20 protein-coding genes are annotated in these 17935 nt (G+C 58.8%); all 20 read right to left on the bottom strand.

Annotated features, from left to right (window positions below):
* Positions 1-64 precede the first annotated feature (64 nt).
* Positions 65-739 (bottom strand): WecB/TagA/CpsF family glycosyltransferase, encoded by a 675-nt coding sequence (locus tag CFBP4996_RS01095; protein WP_080852679.1) that lies wholly within the window; start codon positions 737-739, stop codon positions 65-67.
* 201 nt (positions 740-940) lie between these two features.
* Positions 941-1474: a flagellar basal body-associated FliL family protein gene (locus CFBP4996_RS01090; RefSeq protein WP_080852680.1), complete on the bottom strand. Its 534-nt coding sequence runs from the start codon at positions 1472-1474 to the stop codon at positions 941-943.
* Positions 1474-1842 carry a hypothetical protein gene (locus tag CFBP4996_RS01085; RefSeq protein ID WP_026363659.1) on the bottom strand — a complete coding sequence of 123 codons (369 nt, stop codon included), beginning with the start codon at positions 1840-1842 and terminating at the stop codon, positions 1474-1476. The genes CFBP4996_RS01090 and CFBP4996_RS01085 overlap by 1 nt, the downstream gene beginning before the upstream one ends.
* A 29-nt stretch (positions 1843-1871) precedes the next feature.
* Complete coding sequence (locus CFBP4996_RS01080; protein WP_035236043.1) at positions 1872-2429, bottom strand: rod-binding protein; 558 nt, start codon at positions 2427-2429, stop codon at positions 1872-1874.
* 115 nt (positions 2430-2544) lie between these two features.
* Entirely contained in the window at positions 2545-2964 is a 420-nt protein-coding gene (locus CFBP4996_RS01075; protein WP_004432556.1) for a hypothetical protein, read from the bottom strand.
* Between the two features lie 14 nt (positions 2965-2978).
* Entirely contained in the window at positions 2979-3734 is a 756-nt protein-coding gene (fliR, locus tag CFBP4996_RS01070; RefSeq protein WP_004432553.1) for a flagellar biosynthetic protein FliR, read from the bottom strand.
* Positions 3731-5818, bottom strand: coding sequence for a flagellar biosynthesis protein FlhA (gene flhA, locus CFBP4996_RS01065; protein ID WP_004432552.1), 2088 nt, complete (start codon positions 5816-5818; stop codon positions 3731-3733). Before flhA ends, fliR begins: the two co-directional genes overlap by 4 nt.
* A 157-nt stretch (positions 5819-5975) precedes the next feature.
* Positions 5976-6242, bottom strand: a complete 267-nt coding sequence (gene fliQ, locus CFBP4996_RS01060; protein ID WP_003503352.1) for a flagellar biosynthesis protein FliQ — start codon at positions 6240-6242, stop codon at positions 5976-5978.
* Positions 6243-6290: 48 nt separating this feature from the next.
* The gene (gene flgD, locus CFBP4996_RS01055) at positions 6291-6761 is read right to left on the bottom strand and encodes a flagellar hook assembly protein FlgD (RefSeq protein WP_080852681.1); all 471 of its coding nucleotides are present in this window, start codon (positions 6759-6761) and stop codon (positions 6291-6293) included.
* Positions 6752-7201 (bottom strand): flagellar biosynthesis repressor FlbT, encoded by a 450-nt coding sequence (flbT, locus tag CFBP4996_RS01050; RefSeq protein WP_004432543.1) that lies wholly within the window; start codon positions 7199-7201, stop codon positions 6752-6754. Before flbT ends, flgD begins: the two co-directional genes overlap by 10 nt.
* On the bottom strand, positions 7198-7542 hold the full coding sequence (gene flaF, locus CFBP4996_RS01045) for a flagellar biosynthesis regulator FlaF (protein WP_004432537.1): 345 nt from the start codon (positions 7540-7542) through the stop codon (positions 7198-7200). The genes flbT and flaF overlap by 4 nt, the downstream gene beginning before the upstream one ends.
* A gap of 34 nt (positions 7543-7576) precedes the next feature.
* A complete protein-coding gene (locus CFBP4996_RS01040) occupies positions 7577-8680 on the bottom strand; it encodes a flagellar hook-associated family protein (RefSeq protein ID WP_004432535.1) in 1104 nt (367 codons plus the stop codon).
* Positions 8681-8683: 3 nt separating this feature from the next.
* Positions 8684-10162: a flagellar hook-associated protein FlgK gene (gene flgK / locus CFBP4996_RS01035; protein WP_080852682.1), complete on the bottom strand. Its 1479-nt coding sequence runs from the start codon at positions 10160-10162 to the stop codon at positions 8684-8686.
* 22 nt (positions 10163-10184) lie between these two features.
* Positions 10185-11465: a flagellar hook protein FlgE gene (locus CFBP4996_RS01030; protein WP_080852683.1), complete on the bottom strand. Its 1281-nt coding sequence runs from the start codon at positions 11463-11465 to the stop codon at positions 10185-10187.
* A gap of 105 nt (positions 11466-11570) precedes the next feature.
* Positions 11571-12242, bottom strand: a complete 672-nt coding sequence (locus CFBP4996_RS01025; protein ID WP_004432529.1) for a response regulator transcription factor — start codon at positions 12240-12242, stop codon at positions 11571-11573.
* A gap of 282 nt (positions 12243-12524) precedes the next feature.
* Positions 12525-13091, bottom strand: coding sequence for a lytic transglycosylase domain-containing protein (locus CFBP4996_RS01020; protein WP_035236040.1), 567 nt, complete (start codon positions 13089-13091; stop codon positions 12525-12527).
* Entirely contained in the window at positions 13039-14400 is a 1362-nt protein-coding gene (gene fliK / locus CFBP4996_RS01015; protein ID WP_080852684.1) for a flagellar hook-length control protein FliK, read from the bottom strand. Before fliK ends, CFBP4996_RS01020 begins: the two co-directional genes overlap by 53 nt.
* Positions 14397-15674, bottom strand: coding sequence for a chemotaxis protein MotC (gene motC / locus CFBP4996_RS01010; protein ID WP_080852685.1), 1278 nt, complete (start codon positions 15672-15674; stop codon positions 14397-14399). Before motC ends, fliK begins: the two co-directional genes overlap by 4 nt.
* Positions 15671-16978: a MotB family protein gene (locus CFBP4996_RS01005; RefSeq protein WP_080852686.1), complete on the bottom strand. Its 1308-nt coding sequence runs from the start codon at positions 16976-16978 to the stop codon at positions 15671-15673. The genes motC and CFBP4996_RS01005 overlap by 4 nt, the downstream gene beginning before the upstream one ends.
* A complete protein-coding gene (locus tag CFBP4996_RS01000) occupies positions 16975-17631 on the bottom strand; it encodes a hypothetical protein (protein WP_080853251.1) in 657 nt (218 codons plus the stop codon). The genes CFBP4996_RS01005 and CFBP4996_RS01000 overlap by 4 nt, the downstream gene beginning before the upstream one ends.
* Positions 17632-17935 lie beyond the last annotated feature (304 nt).

Genomic DNA, 17935 nt, shown 5'->3' with positions numbered 1-17935 from the left:
ACCTTACGAGAGGTTAAAGGATCGTGGCAAACAAATGGTTAACGCAACGCCTGCGAGAACGGCCTCAGCTCTTGCCGAGCGCGATGTGCCAGGGTTCGGCGCAGAGGCTGTAGAGCCAGCTCATGTGAAGCTTGCGGAAAATTTCAGGCATGCCGGCCACTTCCGACGACAGGACCTTGAACAGCGGGCCAACCGCGATGGTGACCCGCGCATTCTCGCGGCTGACGGTGCGGTGCAGCCATGTCTCCTGGTTTTCCTTCAACATTCCCGCCAGCAGAACATCCACCTTAACGCCCGATGCATCGCGGTTCAGCATGACGAAATCGTGCCAGGGCGCATGCGCCCGCAACCTGGCAAGAACCTCACCGATCTGCGCGGCATCATCTCCCGCCACACCGATGCGCTTCGGCACGGCCATATAGGTGAGAAGCGCCATCACAAAGGCGACGCCATCGATGGGCGCAGGCAGAGGCTCACCATTATCGCTGCGCGCGGCGGTCCTCATTGCCTTGCCCTGCGGCAGAAGCAGGCAGCTTTCCAGAATTTGCCGGTAGGCGTTGTCCTTGAGCGAAAGCTTCGCCTTCTCGATGGTGAGAAAGGACAGCATCGTGTGCCCTTCACAGGCAGACGCCCTGCCGCTGACCAATTCCAGCGCCCCATTCCAGTCGAGATCACAGACGCGCAGTCCGTGGATATTCCGTTGCGATTCCGGCCGCGCGAAACCTGACGCGAAACTCATTACCAACCCCCAAATGCCAAACCCATCGCCACCGATCCGAGACATGGCCTGCGGGATGGTGGTTCATGGGCTTGTTATACAGGTGCAGGTTGAATTTAGCTTGAAAGCAATCTCTAGAATGCCTGGGGATACGGCAAGAGACAATTAACCAGAAGGATCTCCGCATCCCCTATCCGGCCGACGCCCCTCGCCAGCTGGTCGTCAGTGGCTTGGCGCCGCTTCTTTCCCGGCTTCAGCCTTCTCGCCCTCGACGAGCTTGACCGAGCGGGGCGTGCCATTGCCGTTCTGCTCGCGGATGTCGGCTTTCGACAGATAATCGAGCTGTTCGATCAGCACGTCCTCGACCACCTCGTCATCGAGCCTCTTGTTCAGCCCCTCGCGGATGCGCTGCTTGAAGGCTTCGGGATCGAAGGTGGAAATATTGGATATATTGACCATGGAAGAACCCGCAAGCAGCGTGAACAGTTCATCGGTCATCAGCTGCGTTGCCGGCAGCTCGATCTTCGCCATCTTGGTCTTGTCGACGCGCAGCGAAATACGGCTGAGGAAATAGCCGTTCACCCCGCCATCATTGATGACGGGGATCGTGATGCTTTCGCCCTTGACCAGTTGCAGATTGGCCTTTTTTGCCCCCGCCTCATCCGGCGCGGGCGCCGTCGCCAACTGGACGGAGAAATACACCGCGCCGAGCGTGACGGCGCAAACCCAGACGCCGGTGAGAAGAAGCTTCAACATCAGGAGGCTGCGCCGTACATGAACTGTTCCTGCGAATAGGTGCCGTCCGTATCGGCTTCCTGGATCGCGTTCTTCAAGAGGTCCGCGACCGCGCGGACCGCATTCAGATGCGCCTCGACGCGGCTGGCATTGGTGGCGAGCTTGGACTTGATGCCCTTGACCTGCTCCATGTAACCGGCAGCGATTTCCTCGCGCGGGGTATCGCGGAACAGCATCGTCAGCTCATAGAGGCAACGGCTCTTGTGGGCGTTGGAGACCTTGAAGTCGAACTGGGGGTCCTTACCGATATTGTCGTTCTCGTTGTCGATGATCATCTCAAGGCGGCCGAGAACGGATTGGATACGGTGGTCGTTCGACATAAGGTCCATGCTTGTCTCCTCGTTAGGGTTTTTCATTCTCAAGCCTCGTCCGTTTTCTCATTGGAAACGCCGAGGACCTGCCGCTCGAACTCCGCCACCATCCGAATTGCAGCATTATTGTCTTTTTCATTCATCGATACGTCGGTAATGCCTTTGCTTTCAGCCTTCCGAAGCGCATCCTTGTAAGCCTGTTCCGCGATGCCGACGCCGCCATTTCTGGAAATCGTGTCGGCAAACTGTTCGGCCATCATGCTCTTCCAGATCTCGCCGGCATTGCCCTTGCCGTAGACTTCCTCGCTGTCTTTCGGCAGCATGTTGGCCACGAAGGTCTGGAGCACCGAGGCTTCATATTTGCGGTATGTTTCCGGGATTTCGGTGCGGGCCGCGCGAATATTGGTGTCGCCGAGACCAGCCTTCGAGGAGGCGCCATCCAGCATCTCGACCGCGGCGCCAAAGCCCTTGCCGGCATCGGCAAGGCTGGTTGCGGCAAAAGCCGCCTTGTTCGCCTTGAGTTTTTCCTGGGCGACCTGAACTTCCTGGGGGTCCGCAGCGCGAACCACATCCATCACCAGATCACTTATCACCGATATCGCCACGTCCAGATCTCCCGAGCTGACGAATGGGCGGCACAGAAAGCCGGCGCATCCGCTCAATCAAGAAACATCGCCGGAGACGTCCTCAAAAACGCCCGCGATGCAACAATGGGACAGACTATGGATCGCCAACCTTGCTGGAGGCTGGTGTGTGGGAAACATTCGTAATTTCTAACAAATCATAGATTGCATTATCGTCGGCCTCGCGGTCCTCAAGATCGCGCGCAAGGTGCATCCTGTCCTCCAGCCGGTCAGCCTTGGTCTTTTCCTTCAGCACCTTGTTTTCCTGAAATTGCTGAACGCCTTCAAGCTGGCGGTCCTGGACGACGAGACGGCCGTAGCGGTCCGAATAGTGCCGGGAGAATGTCTGATGCACCGGTTCCATGGAACTCATGGCTTCCAGCACGTTCTCCATGGATTGCGCAACTTCCGCCCGTGTGCGGGTGGTATCAGCCAGTTCCACCTCGGCCATTTTTTCCATGTGCCGCTGGACTGTCACCAGACGCTTGAGTTTGGCCGAGCGCTTGTCCGAAGCCATCGCATTTCCCCCGATCAAAAGCCGATGAAGACCGGCCCGAAACCATCCACGAATTGGCGGATGAGGGCCGCAATCGACAAATAGAGCATGAAAAGACCACCCGCGAGAACGAAGGGTGTCGAGATAAAGAAGACCGGAATCTGCGGCGCGAGCTTGTTGATGAGACCGACCGCGACGTTGAACATCAAGCCGTAAATCACGAAGGGGCTGGCAAGACGCAGCATGATCGAAAAAGAGGCCCTGAGCGTGTCGGTCAGCGTAATCAGCATCTTCTGGCCGCTGATCAGCGCGCCGACCGGCGTGGCGGTGTAGGAATCCACCAGCGCCTTGAGGACGATATGGTGGAAATCGAATATGAACAGCACCAGCAGGCCGCCGAAGGTGATGAAGTTGGATATCTGGTTTTCCTGCACGTCTTCTATGACATCGGCACCGCCCGGCGCACTGAGACCGATGGAAGCGCCGATGAGCGCACCGGTGAACTGGAAACCGAGGGTGTAGAACCGCGCGATCAGGCCATACATCGAACCGATGACGACCTCGGTAAAGATGAGACCGACGACCGTGCCCTGGCTCGCGCCGGAAACTTTCGGATAGATCGTGTCCCACAGCACGGGCAGAAGCGCCATGGACACCGCGACGCACAGAAGCATGCGAATCTGCGGCGAAATGCGCGAGCTTGAAAAGCCTGGCATGGTCATGAAGCATGCGCCGATACGGCAGATGGCAAGGAACAATGCAATGATTGTCCCCTGCGGGTCGGTTATCATGAAATGGCGCCCAGAATCTTGATCTCGAGACCCTTGGCCAGTTCCACATGCGAAAGAACCGGCAGGGTCGCAAAGAGTCGCTCGATAATCATGCGCACATAGGACCGCGTTTCCGGCGAGGTTACAAGGACAAAGGGTAGCCCGCGATCCATGAATTCACGGATAACTTTGGATGCCTGCTCGGAAAACTCCTCGAGATGGCGGGGATCGATGTCGAATTCGACGATTTCGCCCTTCTGGTCGCGCTTCAGCGCCTGGTGGAAGACCATGTCCCACTTGTTGCCGAGGCGCAGGACGCGCAACACGCCATTGTCGGCAAGATCGCCGCAGAGCTGCTGCGACATGCGTACCCGCACATGTTCGACAATCTGTTCCGTCTTGCGCACATGCGGCGCAAGTTCGGCGACCGCTTCGAGAATGAGATGCAGGTTGCGGATCGATACGCGTTCGGCGAGCAGCAGTTTCAGCACCGCCTGCAGGCCGGAATAGGACATGTGCGACGAGCAAATCTCGTCGGCCAGCTTCTTGTATTCGGGATCGAGCCTGTCGATGAGGATTTTGACGTCCTTGTAGGACAGGAGCTGCGGCAGGTTGTTGCGGATGACTTCGCTCAGATGCGTCAGCACCACGGAGACATTGTCGATCGGATGGAAGCCTTCGCGCTTCAGATCCTCGGTGAAGGTTTCGAGAATCGAGACGGCGGGCATGCCGAAAGCGGGTTCGCGGATTTCGTCGCCGGGAATGCTCGGCTTGCGCCCTGCCCCGGTCACGACAAGAACGTCGCCGACGCGCAGGTTGCTGGACGCGATGGTCGTGCCGTGAACGCGGATCTGATAGGCCTTTTCCGGGATCATGATGTCGTCGGAAACCTTGATCTCGGGTACGACGAAACCGTATTGGGTCGCGAATTTCTTGCGCATCTTGCCGACACGGAAGGCCAGTTCCTGATGCGCCCCGAGAAGGCGGGTGGAAACCTGCTTGCCGAGCGCCAGTTCGATCTCGGCCGTCTTCAGCACCTGCTTGACCGAATCCTTTTCCGCCTCGGTGGTCTGGAGAACCTTGTTCTCCTCTTCCTGACGCCGCAGCGCGCTTTCGGCCTCCGCCTGGCGCGGAATATACCAGCTGCCGAAGGCCATGATGCCGCCGAGGAAGATGAAGGGCAGGAAGGGAAGGCCCGGAATGATGGCGAGCAGTCCCATCAGCATGGCCGAGACCATCAGCGCGCGCGGATAACCGCTGAGCTGATTGACGACCGCCTGGTCCGTCGAGCCGGCGGTGCCGCCGCGCGAGACCAGAAGGCCGGCTGCCAGCGATACGATCAGGGCCGGGATCTGCGAGACGATACCGTCACCGACCGAAAGCTTGACGAAAACGTCGGCCGCTTCGCCGATGGGCATGCCGTGGCGGAAATAACCGATGATGATGCCGCCGAAAATATTGATCGCGGTGATGATGAGGCCGGCAATGGCGTCGCCACGCACGAATTTCGAGGCGCCGTCCATCGAACCGAAGAAGGAGCTTTCCTCTTCCAGCTCACGGCGGCGGCGCTGCGCTTCCTTTTCGTCGATGATGCCGGCGGACAAATCCGCATCGATCGACATCTGCTTGCCGGGAATGGCGTCCAGCGTGAAACGCGCGCCGACTTCGGCGATACGCGTCGCACCCTTGGTGATGACGATGAAGTTGACGGTAATCAGGATCAGGAAGACGATCAGACCGATCACGAAATCGCCGGACATGACGAGGCTGGAGAAGCCCGCAATCACGCCGCCCGCCGCCGTCGGCCCTTCATTGCCGTGGGAAAGGATAACGCGTGTCGTCGCGATGTTCAGCGACAGGCGGATCATCGTCGCGATCAGCAGCACGGTCGGGAAGGACGAGAAATCCAGCGGTCGCTGAATCCAGAGCGCCACCATGAGGATGAGGACCGAAAGCGCAATCGAAAAGGCCAGCCCGATATCCACCAGCATGACCGGAATGGGCAGGAAGAGAACGCAGAGGATCGCCACGATGCCCAGTGCGAAACCGATGTCACGCGTGCTCGGACTGACCTTGGGCAGGGAGATGACTGGTGGTTGCGCCATAAATTCGTCCTGTCTCTTCATGAGAAGGGCGACGGAAAAGCCGTCGCACGGTTCCGTAGCAACGGTTTTCGAAAAGCGCACGCAATTCGGCCCGATGCTTTCCGCCTATCCCTAGCGGCTGAAGCTTGCGCGAAGGTGGCATCTGCAGCGGACGGCGTCAGAAGCCGGACTGGATGCGGGAAAAGACGAGATTGGAAAAGAGCGATATCTGCGCGCCCACGAAGGGGGCGGCGACGCCGAGCACGAGCATGATCGTGACGATCTTGGGAACGAAGGTCAGCGTCATTTCCTGAACCTGGGTCAGGGCCTGAATGAAGGCGATGACGACACCGACGATCATGGCGGCGAGAACCGCGGGACCGGCCGCGACGAGAACCGTCCAGACAGCCGCCTGCATGATGTCAAGCGCATCGGCCTCGTTCATCGTCGCATCCTCAATCCGGAAAGGCGGCGTCATGCCGCCTCTTCAATGTCAGGAACCGGTCGCGCTATCCGAATCGGTTCCGTTATCAGATGTACTCGTAATCGGGCCGTTGGAGAAGGTCACGCCGGCCTGCAGCAGCACCTTGTCACCAGCTTCGGTGATGGCGACAACGCCGTCCGAATAGACCTCGACTTCCTTCACCACGCCGGTGACGGTGTCGTCGGCGCTCTTGACCGTCTTGCCGACCAGATCGGAGGCGCGCGTCAGGGCTTCCGCCTGCAGCATGCTCTTCAGATGGGTGTTGGTCTTGATGGTCTGCTCGACCTGCGAGAAGCTTGCGAGCTGCGACATCTGCTCGCCGGCATCCATCGGGCTGGTCGGATCCTGGTTCTTCATCTGGGCGATGAGGAGCTTCAGGAAGCTGTCGTAGTTCAGCGACGCCGCGCTGCTGTCGGAGCTGCTCGCCCCGGCATTGGCCCAGGGATTTGACGCTGCCGAAGTGACTGCATCTACCGCCATGGTGCGATCTCCTTGCGAATCTGTTCGATCGTTGCGGGGGTCATTTCCTGATTGTTGAGGATTTTCTCCTCGATCGGATAGAGACCGCGAATGGCCTTCAGCGCTTCGAAAGCCTTGCCCGAGGCAACCAGCCCGTCGATCCGCTTGAGTTCCGCCAGAACCTCGTCATGCTGGAAGCAGTTCAGCAGCATGCTGACCGACTTGCGGAACATGTTGGTGGACTGTTCGCGCCCTTCCGGGTTGATGAGGATCATCTGCGCGATGAAATAAAGCTGCCTCAGCGGCGTCGTCGCCTGATCGGGCTGCAGAACGTGGTTTTCAAGCAGGAACGTGACATCGTTCAGGAATTCGAGCGCCACCTTGCGATCCACACGCAGAACCGCGCCGTTGATAAAAATCTTTTCGCCCGATTTCAGCGAAATCCGAAGTGTACTTTTCATTTCAGTCCATCCCTGATGATGGTTGTCACGTCAATTATGCCCTGGAAATTCGTCGACTGACGTTTCCGGATCAGTTCGCACTCTTTCAATATCCAGATCGCGATGGAAATCAGATTGGCCCTGAGCTCCATGGCAAGCTGGTTGTCGGGTTGCTTGAGATCTTCAATGAAGCGGATCCAGACCCGTCGAGTGTAAAAAAGCGCTTCGATCGTGTGGCGCTGCGAAGAGGAATCCCTTGCCTCCACCAGAAGGTCGATCGATTTTGTCAACGCCTGCCGCTCGCGATCCTTCGCGTTGGCGACACCATCCTCCATGATTTCGGCGTAGGAAAACTGGTACATTCATGTATCCTTTATCTGCCGCCACCCCTGTTCATCAGAGGTAGTTCACCAGACTCATTTTTTGCAGACGCGACGTGAGGCTGTATGCGATTTCAATCTGCTGCTGCAGCAGATCGAGGCGGGTCTTCGCCTCGTAGGTATCGATCCCCTCAATATCCAGCAGATGCGTTTCGATGATCTTCTTCTGGGCTGCCAGCGAATCATTGGCCTTCGAAACGCGGCTTTCGGAAAGGCCGAGTTGGCTTTGCTGCTGGTTCAGGCCACTGATGGCGGTGCCGATATTGGTCACCGACTTGGTCGCCACCATTTCGCGAACGCCGCTATCCACCTTTTCGTCGAGGAAGGTCATCGCCGTCATCGCCGTCAGTGCAAAATAACGCATGCCCTGCGAATTGCTGTTGCTGGAGGTTTCCACGACCTCGTTCTGGCTGATGCGGCTCGTCATGTTGGTGTCGCTCGCCTTGGAGCCGAAGGTCGTCCAGAAATCGTAGTTCTGGCCGGCCGTCAGGCTGCTATGGGGCGGGTTCGTTACCGTCGTGGTGCCGTTGAACACACCTTCGATATGGGTCATGAAGGCTTCGGCCTGGGTCTTGGACAGGCCGGTGATATCGCCAACCGCCGGCGTCTGCGCCGCCATGAATGCGTTCAGCTCGGTCTCATAGGCTTCCTTCAGGGTAGACCCTTCAGCGAAATAGTCATCGACGGGCTTCACATCCGTATTGATGCCGGAGAACAGAAACTCGCCGTTGACCGCCGTATTGGCGAAGCTGGTGAAATTGTTGAAGGCATTCGAGATGGTTTTGGCGACCGTCGTCAGCGTCGGCGCTTCGCTGCTGGTGTTGGGGACAAGAACCTTCTGAATTTCCTGTGCGGCCTGCGCCATGCCGTCCAGCGCCGTCTGCGAGGATTTGAGGCGTTGCGTTGCAATCGAATTGACGCTGACCAGCGAGGTAATGCGGTCGATATCGCGATTGAGATCGAGGCTGCGGGCGGTGTTGGCGCCCAGCGTCACGCCGAGATCGGCATGCTTGCCCGTCGTCAGCTCGGTATTGAGATTGGTCATCTCGAGCTGAGCCTTGAGGATGGTGCTGCGCATGCTGTTCTGCATCGCCAGCGATGAAATGAATGACGTTTTCATCGTTTACCTCACCATGTCCATCAGGGACTTGAGCATTTCGTCAACGGTCGTCACCAGTTTGGTCGCGGCCTTGTAGGATTGCTCGATATCCATGAGCAGCGACAGTTCCTCGTCCAGGCTGACCGCCGTATTGTTCGAATAGGACGTGGCGGAGCGCTCATAAAGCGCGCTTTTCGCTTCGTTGGCAGAAGTCGCGCCGGAACGTTCCTGTTCGAGCCACCCCATCGAGTTGGTGCCGTATTTCAGGATGCTGGTATTCGTATCGATACGTGTCGACGCGGCAAAATTCATGGGCGCGTCGAAAGCAGTAACATAGCTGCGGATCAGCTCGGAGAAACCGGTTCCCCCCGACGCTGCGGTATTGATCACGTAATCGGTACCGTTGATACCGCCGTCACGCAACAATTCCGGATTGCCACCTTTGGAAATAATTAACGCCGGGTTGACGGTAATGCTGGCCGCGAGCCCGGGAGAGACAATCCCGTCTGCCGGAATGGTCGTCGCCGCCGGCGAGCCGTAGGTGAAGAGACCCGGCATATCCGGCAGGCCGCTGGTCGCGTCGGCCGGCTTTTCCGCAAACATGGTGATGAGGCCGCGGGCGATTTCGTCGAGCTGGCTCTGCATCGTCGGCGCCAGATCGTCACGAATCTGCATCAGGCCCTGAAGCGAGCCCTCAGACGTCGTGTTGCTGCCGCTTCCTGCCTTCAGCGCTACGCCATCGACATAGATTGCGTTGCCCGTGGTCGTCGCATCAAAGCCCGGCTGCGTCTTGAAGGTGACGCTGCGCGGCACGATTTCGAACAGCGTCGCGCCATCCGTCGTATAAAGCGCCACATCGTTGTTGGGACGATTGACGACATTGATGCCGATGATGGAGGAAATATCCTTCAGAAGCGTCTCGCGCTGATCGAGAGCGTCGCTTGGATCGCCGCCGATCGCCGTCTGCGCCTTGACCTCGTTATTGGCTTCCTCGAACTTCGCAAGCAGCCCGTTCAGCTTGTCGACCTGAAGGGCGATTTCCTTGTCGGCGCGCAGACGCATCGCCTGCAATTCGCTCGAGGCCTTGTTCAGGGAACTGGCGACATCGGTGGCCGAGGTGACGGCCGTGGCGGCCAGAGCGGCATCGCTCGGCTTGGCGGCGTAAGCGTCCAGGCTCTTCAGCAGTTCCTTCATATAGGTGGCCGGCGAACTCTCATAATCGTTGCCGCCGAAAATGCTCTTCATTTCCTCAAGACCGGTCAGAACCGTGCTCTGGCCGGAAGCGAGAGAAGAGCTGGAAATCGTCTGCCTGAGAAGACTTTCATTCTGGGCACGGCCGTTGGAGACGATACTCGCTCCAGCCATGGTCGTGCCGAGAATGGCGGTTCGCTTGACGTAGTTAGCATTGCCGACATTGGCAATGTTCTTGGAGGTAACGTCCGTCTGCTTACCTGTATTATTGAAAATCGACTGCGCAGTATTCATTGCTGACGTGAGCGACATTCATCTGTCCTCGTGAGAAGTATTATCTCTTCAGATTGATCAGGACGTCCATCAAATCCGATCCAGTCTGGAAGACTTTCGAATTCGCTGTGTAGATACGCTGGGATTCAATCATGTCGGTGAGTTCGCTGGCGATATCGACGTTCGAGCCTTCCAGCGCGCCCTTCTGGATGTAACCGAAGCTGCCCGACTGCGGGAAGCCGATGGTGACGACACCCGACTCGTTGCTCGGCAGATAGACGTTACCGTTCTGCGGGCTGAGATTGTCGACGCTCGGCACCGTGGCCAGCGCCAGCTGGTAAATGTTGCGGCGACCGCCATCCTGATAGACCGCCGTTACCACGCCATCCTTGCCGATTTCCACATCCTTGATCTGGCTCGGGCCATTGCCGTCCAGAACTGCAGTGCCAGGCGTAAACTTGGTCGAGAACTGCGTCATTTCAGAGAGGTCGATGTTGATCGCCTGCGCCACGCCGCTGACCTGATCATTGATCGTAATCGAATTATCCGAAGTGGTGGTGAGCTTGTTGGTCGCAGGATCGAATGTCAGCGTGACACTTTCCTGAACAAGGTCCGATGCTGGCGTAGCCGTATAGGGGAAACCGCCATTCGTCGACTGATCCTGACGATAAACCGCTACTTCCCAGGTATTGTCGCCGGTCTTGGTATAGTAGAAATCGTAAAGCACCTTAGCGCCACCGCTATCGAATGCCGTAAGCGAGGTCTTATTACCGAACGTCGCAGTTGCGGAGTTGGTGCTTGGAAGCGATGCCGCCGCCACAGCCGTATCGTCACGGTTAAGATTGGCCGGGAAGCTGCCCTGCGTGGAGGGCGATGCCGTCAGGCCGAAATTATTGACGTTGATGGCTTCAAGACCCGTGAAGCCGTTGACGACAGCCGCCGGCGGGTTGGAACCGTAGGGATAACCCATCAGCTGGAAGCCAGCCGCGTTTTCCAGATACCCTTCCGAGTTCTTCACGAAAGAGCCGGCGCGGGTGAGGTAGGGCGTGCCTGCACCGTCCTGAACCACGAAGAAGCCGTTGCCCTGAATGGCAAGGTCGGTGCTCGAGGTGGTGTAGGAGAGGTTGCCCTGCTCCGAAATGCTGTAGCGAACGTTGGACTGCACGCCGCCGGACGCATAGCTGCCCGACGAGGAGGGCAGAACGAGCGAGGAGAACGACGTCGATGCGCGCTTGTAGCCGGTGGTGCTTGCGTTGGCGATGTTGTCGCCCACGGTCCCCAGCTTGTTCGCCTGTGCATTCATGCCGGACACACCGGTTCGCATAGTGCCGAAAATACTCATTCAAAAACCCTCGTGGTCATCTTTCAGGGAGAAGGTAAAGCGTTTGGCTTGCGTGAAGCTGTCGGAAATACCGCGTTTGAAAAAGACCACGCGGGTCAATGAAAATCATTGCCAATCAATGCTGTAGCCGAGGAAACGTTTGGAATCGACCGGATCGTAGCCAAGCTTCTTGCGCAGCTTCTTGCGCAGCTTGCTGATGTGGCTTTCGACGACGTTTTCTTCGACGTCGTCATCGAAGATGCCGTAGATGGCATTGAAAATCTGCGCCTTGGAAACGCGGCGTCCGCGATTGGCGATCAAATATTCGAGGATGCGGCGCTCACGGCGCGGCAAGGGGAACACTTCACCACCCACTTCCGGGTCGCGGCCATCGGAGAAAACCCGGATCGGTCCAGCATCGGTGAAATTCGAGATGACCTGCAATCGGCGACGGATCGCCGCCGCACGTGCAAGAATTTCACGGGGGTGTACCGGCTTGCGCACGACGTCGTCTACGCCGCTGTCGAAAAGCGCCAGCGTCGATTCCAGCGAGGGCTGGTCGCTGACCGCGATCACCGGGGCCGTCGTGCGATCCCTGATCGCCTTCGGCAAAGAAAAGCTCCGGTCGCCCTGGCCGATCAGGAAGGCTTCTACAGCCGCAAGATCGCTTTCCGCCGCCGTCGAGACCCACTCCCCGAATTCGACCGGATCGAAGCCGGTCGAGGGAATGCCCTCACGCCCAAATAGAGATGTATAGCCGTCTTTAACGAGCTCGCGCTCATCAACCACTACGATCATTCGTCCGCCTCCGAATCAGTGTGGTGTTTTCCAATGTGGCATTGGTACGAATCGGGCGATTCAGGGACAACTGTAGGAAATCATCGATAGATATTAATAATTGATTAACCATTTTGTGCCGATTTGATCTATATATAGTGGGCATTAACCATACATGGCACAAAATTTTTGTGTAGAAATTTCAAAATTCCGAAAAAACCGCTTGAAATGCCTTTTTTCGATCAATCTATCGCCACATTTCGAAATACGAGTCCTGCGGCGCCTGAAAACAATTTCAGGTTGTCAACCGTCGCAGAAATTTTTCGCGTTGGCGGTCCATTTCCCGTAGCCCGTCGCCACCAGATTGGCGATGACACGGCAGACATATTTCTTCTGCGCCGGATCATTGTTGGGGCCGGCATGATAGCGGGCGACCGCCATGGTCCAGGTTTCATGCCTGTTGTGAAGGTTGCGCAGGAACATGGCGGCATATTCCACATTGCGGCGCGGATCGAACATTTCCCGCGCGGATGCGAAGTTTTCGCCATGGAAATAATGATTTATCTGCATGCATCCGAGGTCGATCAGCTTGGCGCCGTTGCGCTTCGCCGCCTCAAAAGTGGTCAAAGCCTCCTCTGTGGAGGAGGCAAATACCGGTTTTCCCTCGATATTCATGGCGTTGGGGTCGAGACGCCCCTTGCGGCCCGTTTCGGTCAGCCCCACCGAATAGAGAATTCCCTCCGGCACGCCATATTTGCGGGCCGCCGACTGGATCTCTCTTTCACAGACACCTGACGTTGCCGAAGCGGACGCGTTTTCAGAGGTAGACGCCATTGTCAGCAGAAGAGCGGGCAGAGCCAAGAGCGCCATCCATGCCTTCATTATGCACCCCCAAATTATCACCATTGCCTTGCCGGTCGCCCCGTGCTCCGGACTCGTCACGGTTGCGCCCGGCGGCGGCCTGCTGGCCCTGCTGCTGCGCCTGCTGATTTTGCTGATTGTTGCCTTGTGTGCCCGTTTGGTCACTCTTGTCGGAAGAAGCGATGCTGATGGTGATGTTATCGACCGTCAGACCCTGCGCCTTGAGGCCATCGAGGATGCTCTTGCTGTCTTCCTGGAGCTTTTTATAGGCCGCAACACTCTCCACCGTCATGTGAACGGCAAGCTCGTCACCGGCAAGACGCAGCGACATTGTCACCGATCCAAGCTCGATCGGCGTCATGTGCAGCTTCAGCGTATGGACGACCTTGCCGGTGCTGCTCTGGGCCGCCGCATTGGAGAGCGACGAACCGGGCTGCATGGCGCTCACCCATTCCGGATCGTTGACGATCAGGCCGGTCAGGGCCGACGCGTTGGTCGAGGGCGCCAGGCCGATGAACCGCCGCGAATCGAGAACCGTTATGGTATCGGCCGCCTTGCCGGTGCTTTCGCGTGCATCGAACTCGACACGGCCTTCACGCTGAACGGTGCTCATATCCAGAGCCCGGGCCACGCCTGAGCGCGGAGACGAAAAACGGAATGCCGAGGCATCGCCCTCGTTTTCCGAAGCAGAACCCGCCTCGTTACCGGCCGGTGCGATCCCTGTCGGCATGTCCTTGACCGAATGTTCGACCTTACCCCGGACAGGCTCAGCACGGTCTGATTTCACCGTGTCGGCCTTGCCGGCAATCGCCTGGGCAATTTCCTCAAGCGGTGTCTTGGCCGTCGCCATATCGGCGGCATTGGCCGTCACGAGCTGCAGTTCCGCCAGCTTCGGATCGATCGTATCGTCCGTCACCTCGGCGTCCTTGTCGGCGTCGTCCTTGAGCTTCTTGCCGGGCTTGCCGTTTTCCGGCGTTGTGCGGGCCGTTTTCACGGCGTTTTGAAACTCGGCCACCGTCTCCTGGGCACGACCTTCGCCGGCATGCTCGTTGACGATCACATTGAGAAATGTTGCGGGCCGCTTGACCGGGACATCCATCTTTTCCGCCTCGCCATCGGGCTGCGCCTGCTGTTCTTCAGCCGGGTTCTCGTCCTGCTGATGCCGCGAATGCAGCGCCTGCGGCGGGCGCTCGTCCCGAACCGTGGAAAGCGCATCGCCGAAACTGCCGCCCTTGGCGTCGTCCCTGGCATTGGCGCTGCCGGCGCGCGGATCGGATGGCGGCGCATTCACTATCGCGTTGATGGTTGCGTCGATCATGGTGCCCCCTCGCCTTTCTTCAACAGGCTGTCGATTTCATCGAGCTTGCTGCGACCGCTCGTCACGAGTTGCCGCACGTTGTCGCCCTCATCGTCAGCCTTCTGGGTTTCGACCCGCCATATGCTCCTTGCATCGGCAGCGTTCGCTTCGTTTTCGGGCGCATTCCGCCCGGTGTCCTTCGTGGCCGCAGTGTCGGCCTCGACGCCGGACTGCGGGGAAGGAGGACGAACCACCTGCTCGGCAATCGCTCTTGCCGCGTCCCGCAAGGCCCTGTCCCTATCCGAAAGCTGCGCTTCGGGAATCTGCCCTATTGTCTCGATTGCGCTCACCACATCGGGCGTGCCGATGTTGGAAAGGCTTTCATAGAGATTTGCCTGTACTTCCGGCTCACCCGGCAGCGCAGGAGACAGCGCCTTCGCCCTCAAAGCCGCCATGCGCGCCAGCGAATCCTTGCCGCTGATCGCCGCGAGGCGGGAAAGCCGCAGATAGGCTTCCTTCTGCCTCTCGGTATCCATCATGGCGAAGGTTTCCTGTATCGCCTCCTCGCCGATGGAATCGGCGCGCTTGACCACCAGCGAGACCAGAAGGTCCGCAAACTGGCTGGCATAGGGCGAATGCAGGAAACGCCGCGCATAACGCTGCGCATAATCGACGCCGCGTGCCGCATCGCCATCCTCGACCGCGATGGCGAGCGAACGGCGCAATGCGGCTTCCTCGACGATGGTGCCCGGCGCTTCGAGCCGGGCGATATCGTAAAAACCAAGCGCCGCCAACGGATCGCGCGGGATCGTCACATTGCCGCCGATCAGCGCCAGATAAGCGCCGATCCGCTTGCCGCGATATTCCGGCACCATGGCCGCAATGCTCTGCGCGACCAGCGTTCCCTTGCCGGAGAGGTATTTGCGCAGGATATCGGCAACGCGGCTGTCGAAATTGCCATCCACATCGCGCGCGACCAGCAGTTCCAGCGTGGCCGGATTGCCGCCGCTCATCGCATAGATAAGCGCCGCATCGACATTGCGCGGATCCTTGAAGATCGCCGAAGGCGCGCTCTTCAGCCGCTCATCGATGGTCTGGAGTAGAAACCGCTGCATTTCCGAAGCGGAATGGTCGCCCATGGCGACCGAATCCTGCACGAATTGCAGGGAGCGCAGCATGGCATAGGGCATGAGATTGTCTTGCGACTGCGAAAACGCCCTGCCCGGCTCGGAGCCGAGCCCGCAAAGCGTTGCCGCAAGAAGAAGCCAGCGTTTCGAGGTTTTCGTCACACTCACCCCCGATCGGCCTCAAGCAGAATTTCGATGCGGCGGTTGGCGTCCGCCAAAGGGTCCGCCGGCACCTGCAATCTGCGGTCCGCAAAACCCGAGACCTGCTTTACCCGCTCTTCCGACAGGCCGCCGCGCACCAGCATGTAATAGGCGCTGTGAGCGCGATCCATGGAAAGCCGCCAGTTGTCATTGGCCTCGCCCTTGAACTGCCGCCCGTCGGTATGGCCGCGTATCACCACGCTGCCGCCGCGCTCCTGAAGCAGTTTGCCGATTTTCTCCATGGCCAGAACCATTTCACGCCGGGGAACGGCCGATCCGATGTTGAACATCGGCGTTTCCGTCTGGTCGGAAATGGTGAGCAGCAATCCGCCTTCGGCCGGCGTCACCACCAGACCTTCGGAAAGCTTGCCGGTAATGCCGGATATCTGCTTCTCGATCTTCTCGCGCAGCGTGTCGGCCTTTTCCCAGTCGGCGTCGCTGGCCTTTTGCTCTGCATCGCTCGCCTGGCGCGGCTCGTCCGGCTTTGGCTGCGCGAGCGCTGCCTGCTCGGCGGCATCCGGGCGCTGCTGCGGCACAACGGCGGCGACTTCCATCGGTTTTCCGTCTTCCGCCTTGTCGGCCGGTGTCTCGGACGCCTTGAGCGCGACCGCCTGAGCGTTTTCGGCCGCATCCTCCTGCTTGTTCTCGGCGAGTTGCTGCTGTTCAACCGGTTTCTGCGGCTGATCGGCGCGGGTGATTTTCACCTGCTGGGTCCAGAAATCGGGATCGAACGGATCGCGATAGGCTTCACCGCCGCTTGCGCCCGTCGCCGGGCCGGAATCGGCGGCGCCGCCCTCGCCCTTGGCGCTGACATTGGCCTGCTGGCCCACCTGCTGGGCGATTTCCGCCAGCACGGAATAGGGATTTTCGAAAAAGTCCGCTTCGGAAAAGTTCGACTGTTCACCGGTCTGCGAGGTCAGGTCTTCGCCTGTCGCCGCGGCCGAGCCTTTGGTGACCTTTTCCGCCTGGATGTTGGACTGGTCCTTCTTCTGGACGCCCTCTTCCTTGTCCACCGGCTTTTCCAGCCCCTTGGACGAGGGTTTCTCATCGGACAGCTTGATCGGGTTGAAATAGCTGGCGACCGAGGCCTTGGTTTCCTCATTGGCGGCATTGACCAGCCACATGACGAGGAAGAACGCCATCATCGCCGTCATGAAGTCGGCATAGGCGATTTTCCACGCACCGCCATGGGCGCCGTCATGACCGCCCTTGTGGCGCTTGACGATGATGATCTCGTTTTTACCGTGGTGGTGATTTTCGCCTTCACTCATTTCATCACCTTGCGAAGACTGGACGCCCAGGCGGACATGCGCGTCACGAACACGCTTTCACCCAACTCGACGGAAAGATCGATATCGGTGGTCTCGGTAAATTTCATCGTTTCTTCTTCAAAGCCCGGCTGCGTCTTCAGCCGCTCGAACAAATCTTTCGGGCCTTTCACGACAAGCGTGACCCCTTCTCCGTCCGGCATCGCGCTACGCACCACATCCGCCAGCGCCGAGACCGCCTTGAGCGACAGCTTTTCCGTCAGGACCGGAGCAAGGATATTGGCGGTCTGTTCGCTGAGATTGGCCGCAATCGCGTCGATACCCTCGCGCAGACCATGGGACAGGGAGGCCGCGATTTCTTCGAGGTGCCCCGAACGCAGGGCCTCCAGCTCGGCCGCATGGGCAGCGATCAGCTCTTCCCGCTCCGCCTGCATCTTCTCGGTGATCTCGCGGGTAGCATCTTCGCGGCCGCGGTCATAGGCCGCCTTTTTCTCGCTCTCCACATCGACGGGAGCAAATTCGTCGAAACCGGAAGCGCCATCGGCAAAACCGGACAAGAAATCTGTATCGGCCAACGGGTCGCCGAAGGCCTGCGCCGCCGGTTGCGGTTGCGCTTCACCGAAGTCCTTGAGAAACCGTGCAATGGACGCGCTCATGCCTGCCCCCGGCAAAACAGGAAAAAGGGGCCAGACATGTTTCGTTGCCCGCGCGAATCGCAAAAGCCTCGCCGCATTTCCGGACGGAAAACCGGGATCCACTTTTCCTGGAAATGCTCTAAGCCGTTTGGCGGCACCACCGTCATCCTTGCTACCCTGCCCGTCTCTTCCACGTTTCCCGGCCGGATCACGCCATGCGATCCGCCCCATATTGACCCGACGTTAGGTGTTCAAACTTGTGCGAGGATGAAGGCGGGCTCGATCAGGAAGCCTGCGCCCTTTCATCCCCGCGCGCCCACGCCGG

Source organism: Agrobacterium leguminum (assembly GCF_005144435.2).
Classification (GTDB): Bacteria; Pseudomonadota; Alphaproteobacteria; order Rhizobiales; family Rhizobiaceae; genus Agrobacterium; species Agrobacterium leguminum.
This window is presented reverse-complemented; position numbering and strand designations above follow the sequence as displayed.

What these genes read in the sequence shown, in the direction of transcription:
- flhA (WP_004432552.1), bottom strand. Translation starts at nt 5,818, where the DNA reads ATGGCGCAACCACCAGTCATCTCCCTGCCCAAGGTCAGTCCGAGCACG.
- fliK (WP_080852684.1), bottom strand. Translation starts at nt 14,400, where the DNA reads ATGATCGACGCAACCATCAACGCGATAGTGAATGCGCCGCCATCCGAT.
- CFBP4996_RS01085 (WP_026363659.1), bottom strand. Translation starts at nt 1,842, where the DNA reads ATGGACCTTATGTCGAACGACCACCGTATCCAATCCGTTCTCGGCCGC.
- flgK (WP_080852682.1), bottom strand. Translation starts at nt 10,162, where the DNA reads ATGTCGCTCACGTCAGCAATGAATACTGCGCAGTCGATTTTCAATAAT.
- CFBP4996_RS01040 (WP_004432535.1), bottom strand. Translation starts at nt 8,680, where the DNA reads ATGAAAACGTCATTCATTTCATCGCTGGCGATGCAGAACAGCATGCGC.
- flgD (WP_080852681.1), bottom strand. Translation starts at nt 6,761, where the DNA reads ATGGCGGTAGATGCAGTCACTTCGGCAGCGTCAAATCCCTGGGCCAAT.
- CFBP4996_RS01030 (WP_080852683.1), bottom strand. Translation starts at nt 11,465, where the DNA reads ATGAGTATTTTCGGCACTATGCGAACCGGTGTGTCCGGCATGAATGCA.
- CFBP4996_RS01095 (WP_080852679.1), bottom strand. Translation starts at nt 739, where the DNA reads ATGAGTTTCGCGTCAGGTTTCGCGCGGCCGGAATCGCAACGGAATATC.
- CFBP4996_RS01025 (WP_004432529.1), bottom strand. Translation starts at nt 12,242, where the DNA reads ATGATCGTAGTGGTTGATGAGCGCGAGCTCGTTAAAGACGGCTATACA.
- CFBP4996_RS01020 (WP_035236040.1), bottom strand. Translation starts at nt 13,091, where the DNA reads ATGGCGCTCTTGGCTCTGCCCGCTCTTCTGCTGACAATGGCGTCTACC.
- CFBP4996_RS01090 (WP_080852680.1), bottom strand. Translation starts at nt 1,474, where the DNA reads ATGTTGAAGCTTCTTCTCACCGGCGTCTGGGTTTGCGCCGTCACGCTC.
- CFBP4996_RS01000 (WP_080853251.1), bottom strand. Translation starts at nt 17,631, where the DNA reads ATGAGCGCGTCCATTGCACGGTTTCTCAAGGACTTCGGTGAAGCGCAA.
- flaF (WP_004432537.1), bottom strand. Translation starts at nt 7,542, where the DNA reads ATGTACCAGTTTTCCTACGCCGAAATCATGGAGGATGGTGTCGCCAAC.
- fliR (WP_004432553.1), bottom strand. Translation starts at nt 3,734, where the DNA reads ATGATAACCGACCCGCAGGGGACAATCATTGCATTGTTCCTTGCCATC.
- CFBP4996_RS01075 (WP_004432556.1), bottom strand. Translation starts at nt 2,964, where the DNA reads ATGGCTTCGGACAAGCGCTCGGCCAAACTCAAGCGTCTGGTGACAGTC.
- CFBP4996_RS01005 (WP_080852686.1), bottom strand. Translation starts at nt 16,978, where the DNA reads ATGAGTGAAGGCGAAAATCACCACCACGGTAAAAACGAGATCATCATC.
- fliQ (WP_003503352.1), bottom strand. Translation starts at nt 6,242, where the DNA reads ATGAACGAGGCCGATGCGCTTGACATCATGCAGGCGGCTGTCTGGACG.
- flbT (WP_004432543.1), bottom strand. Translation starts at nt 7,201, where the DNA reads ATGAAAAGTACACTTCGGATTTCGCTGAAATCGGGCGAAAAGATTTTT.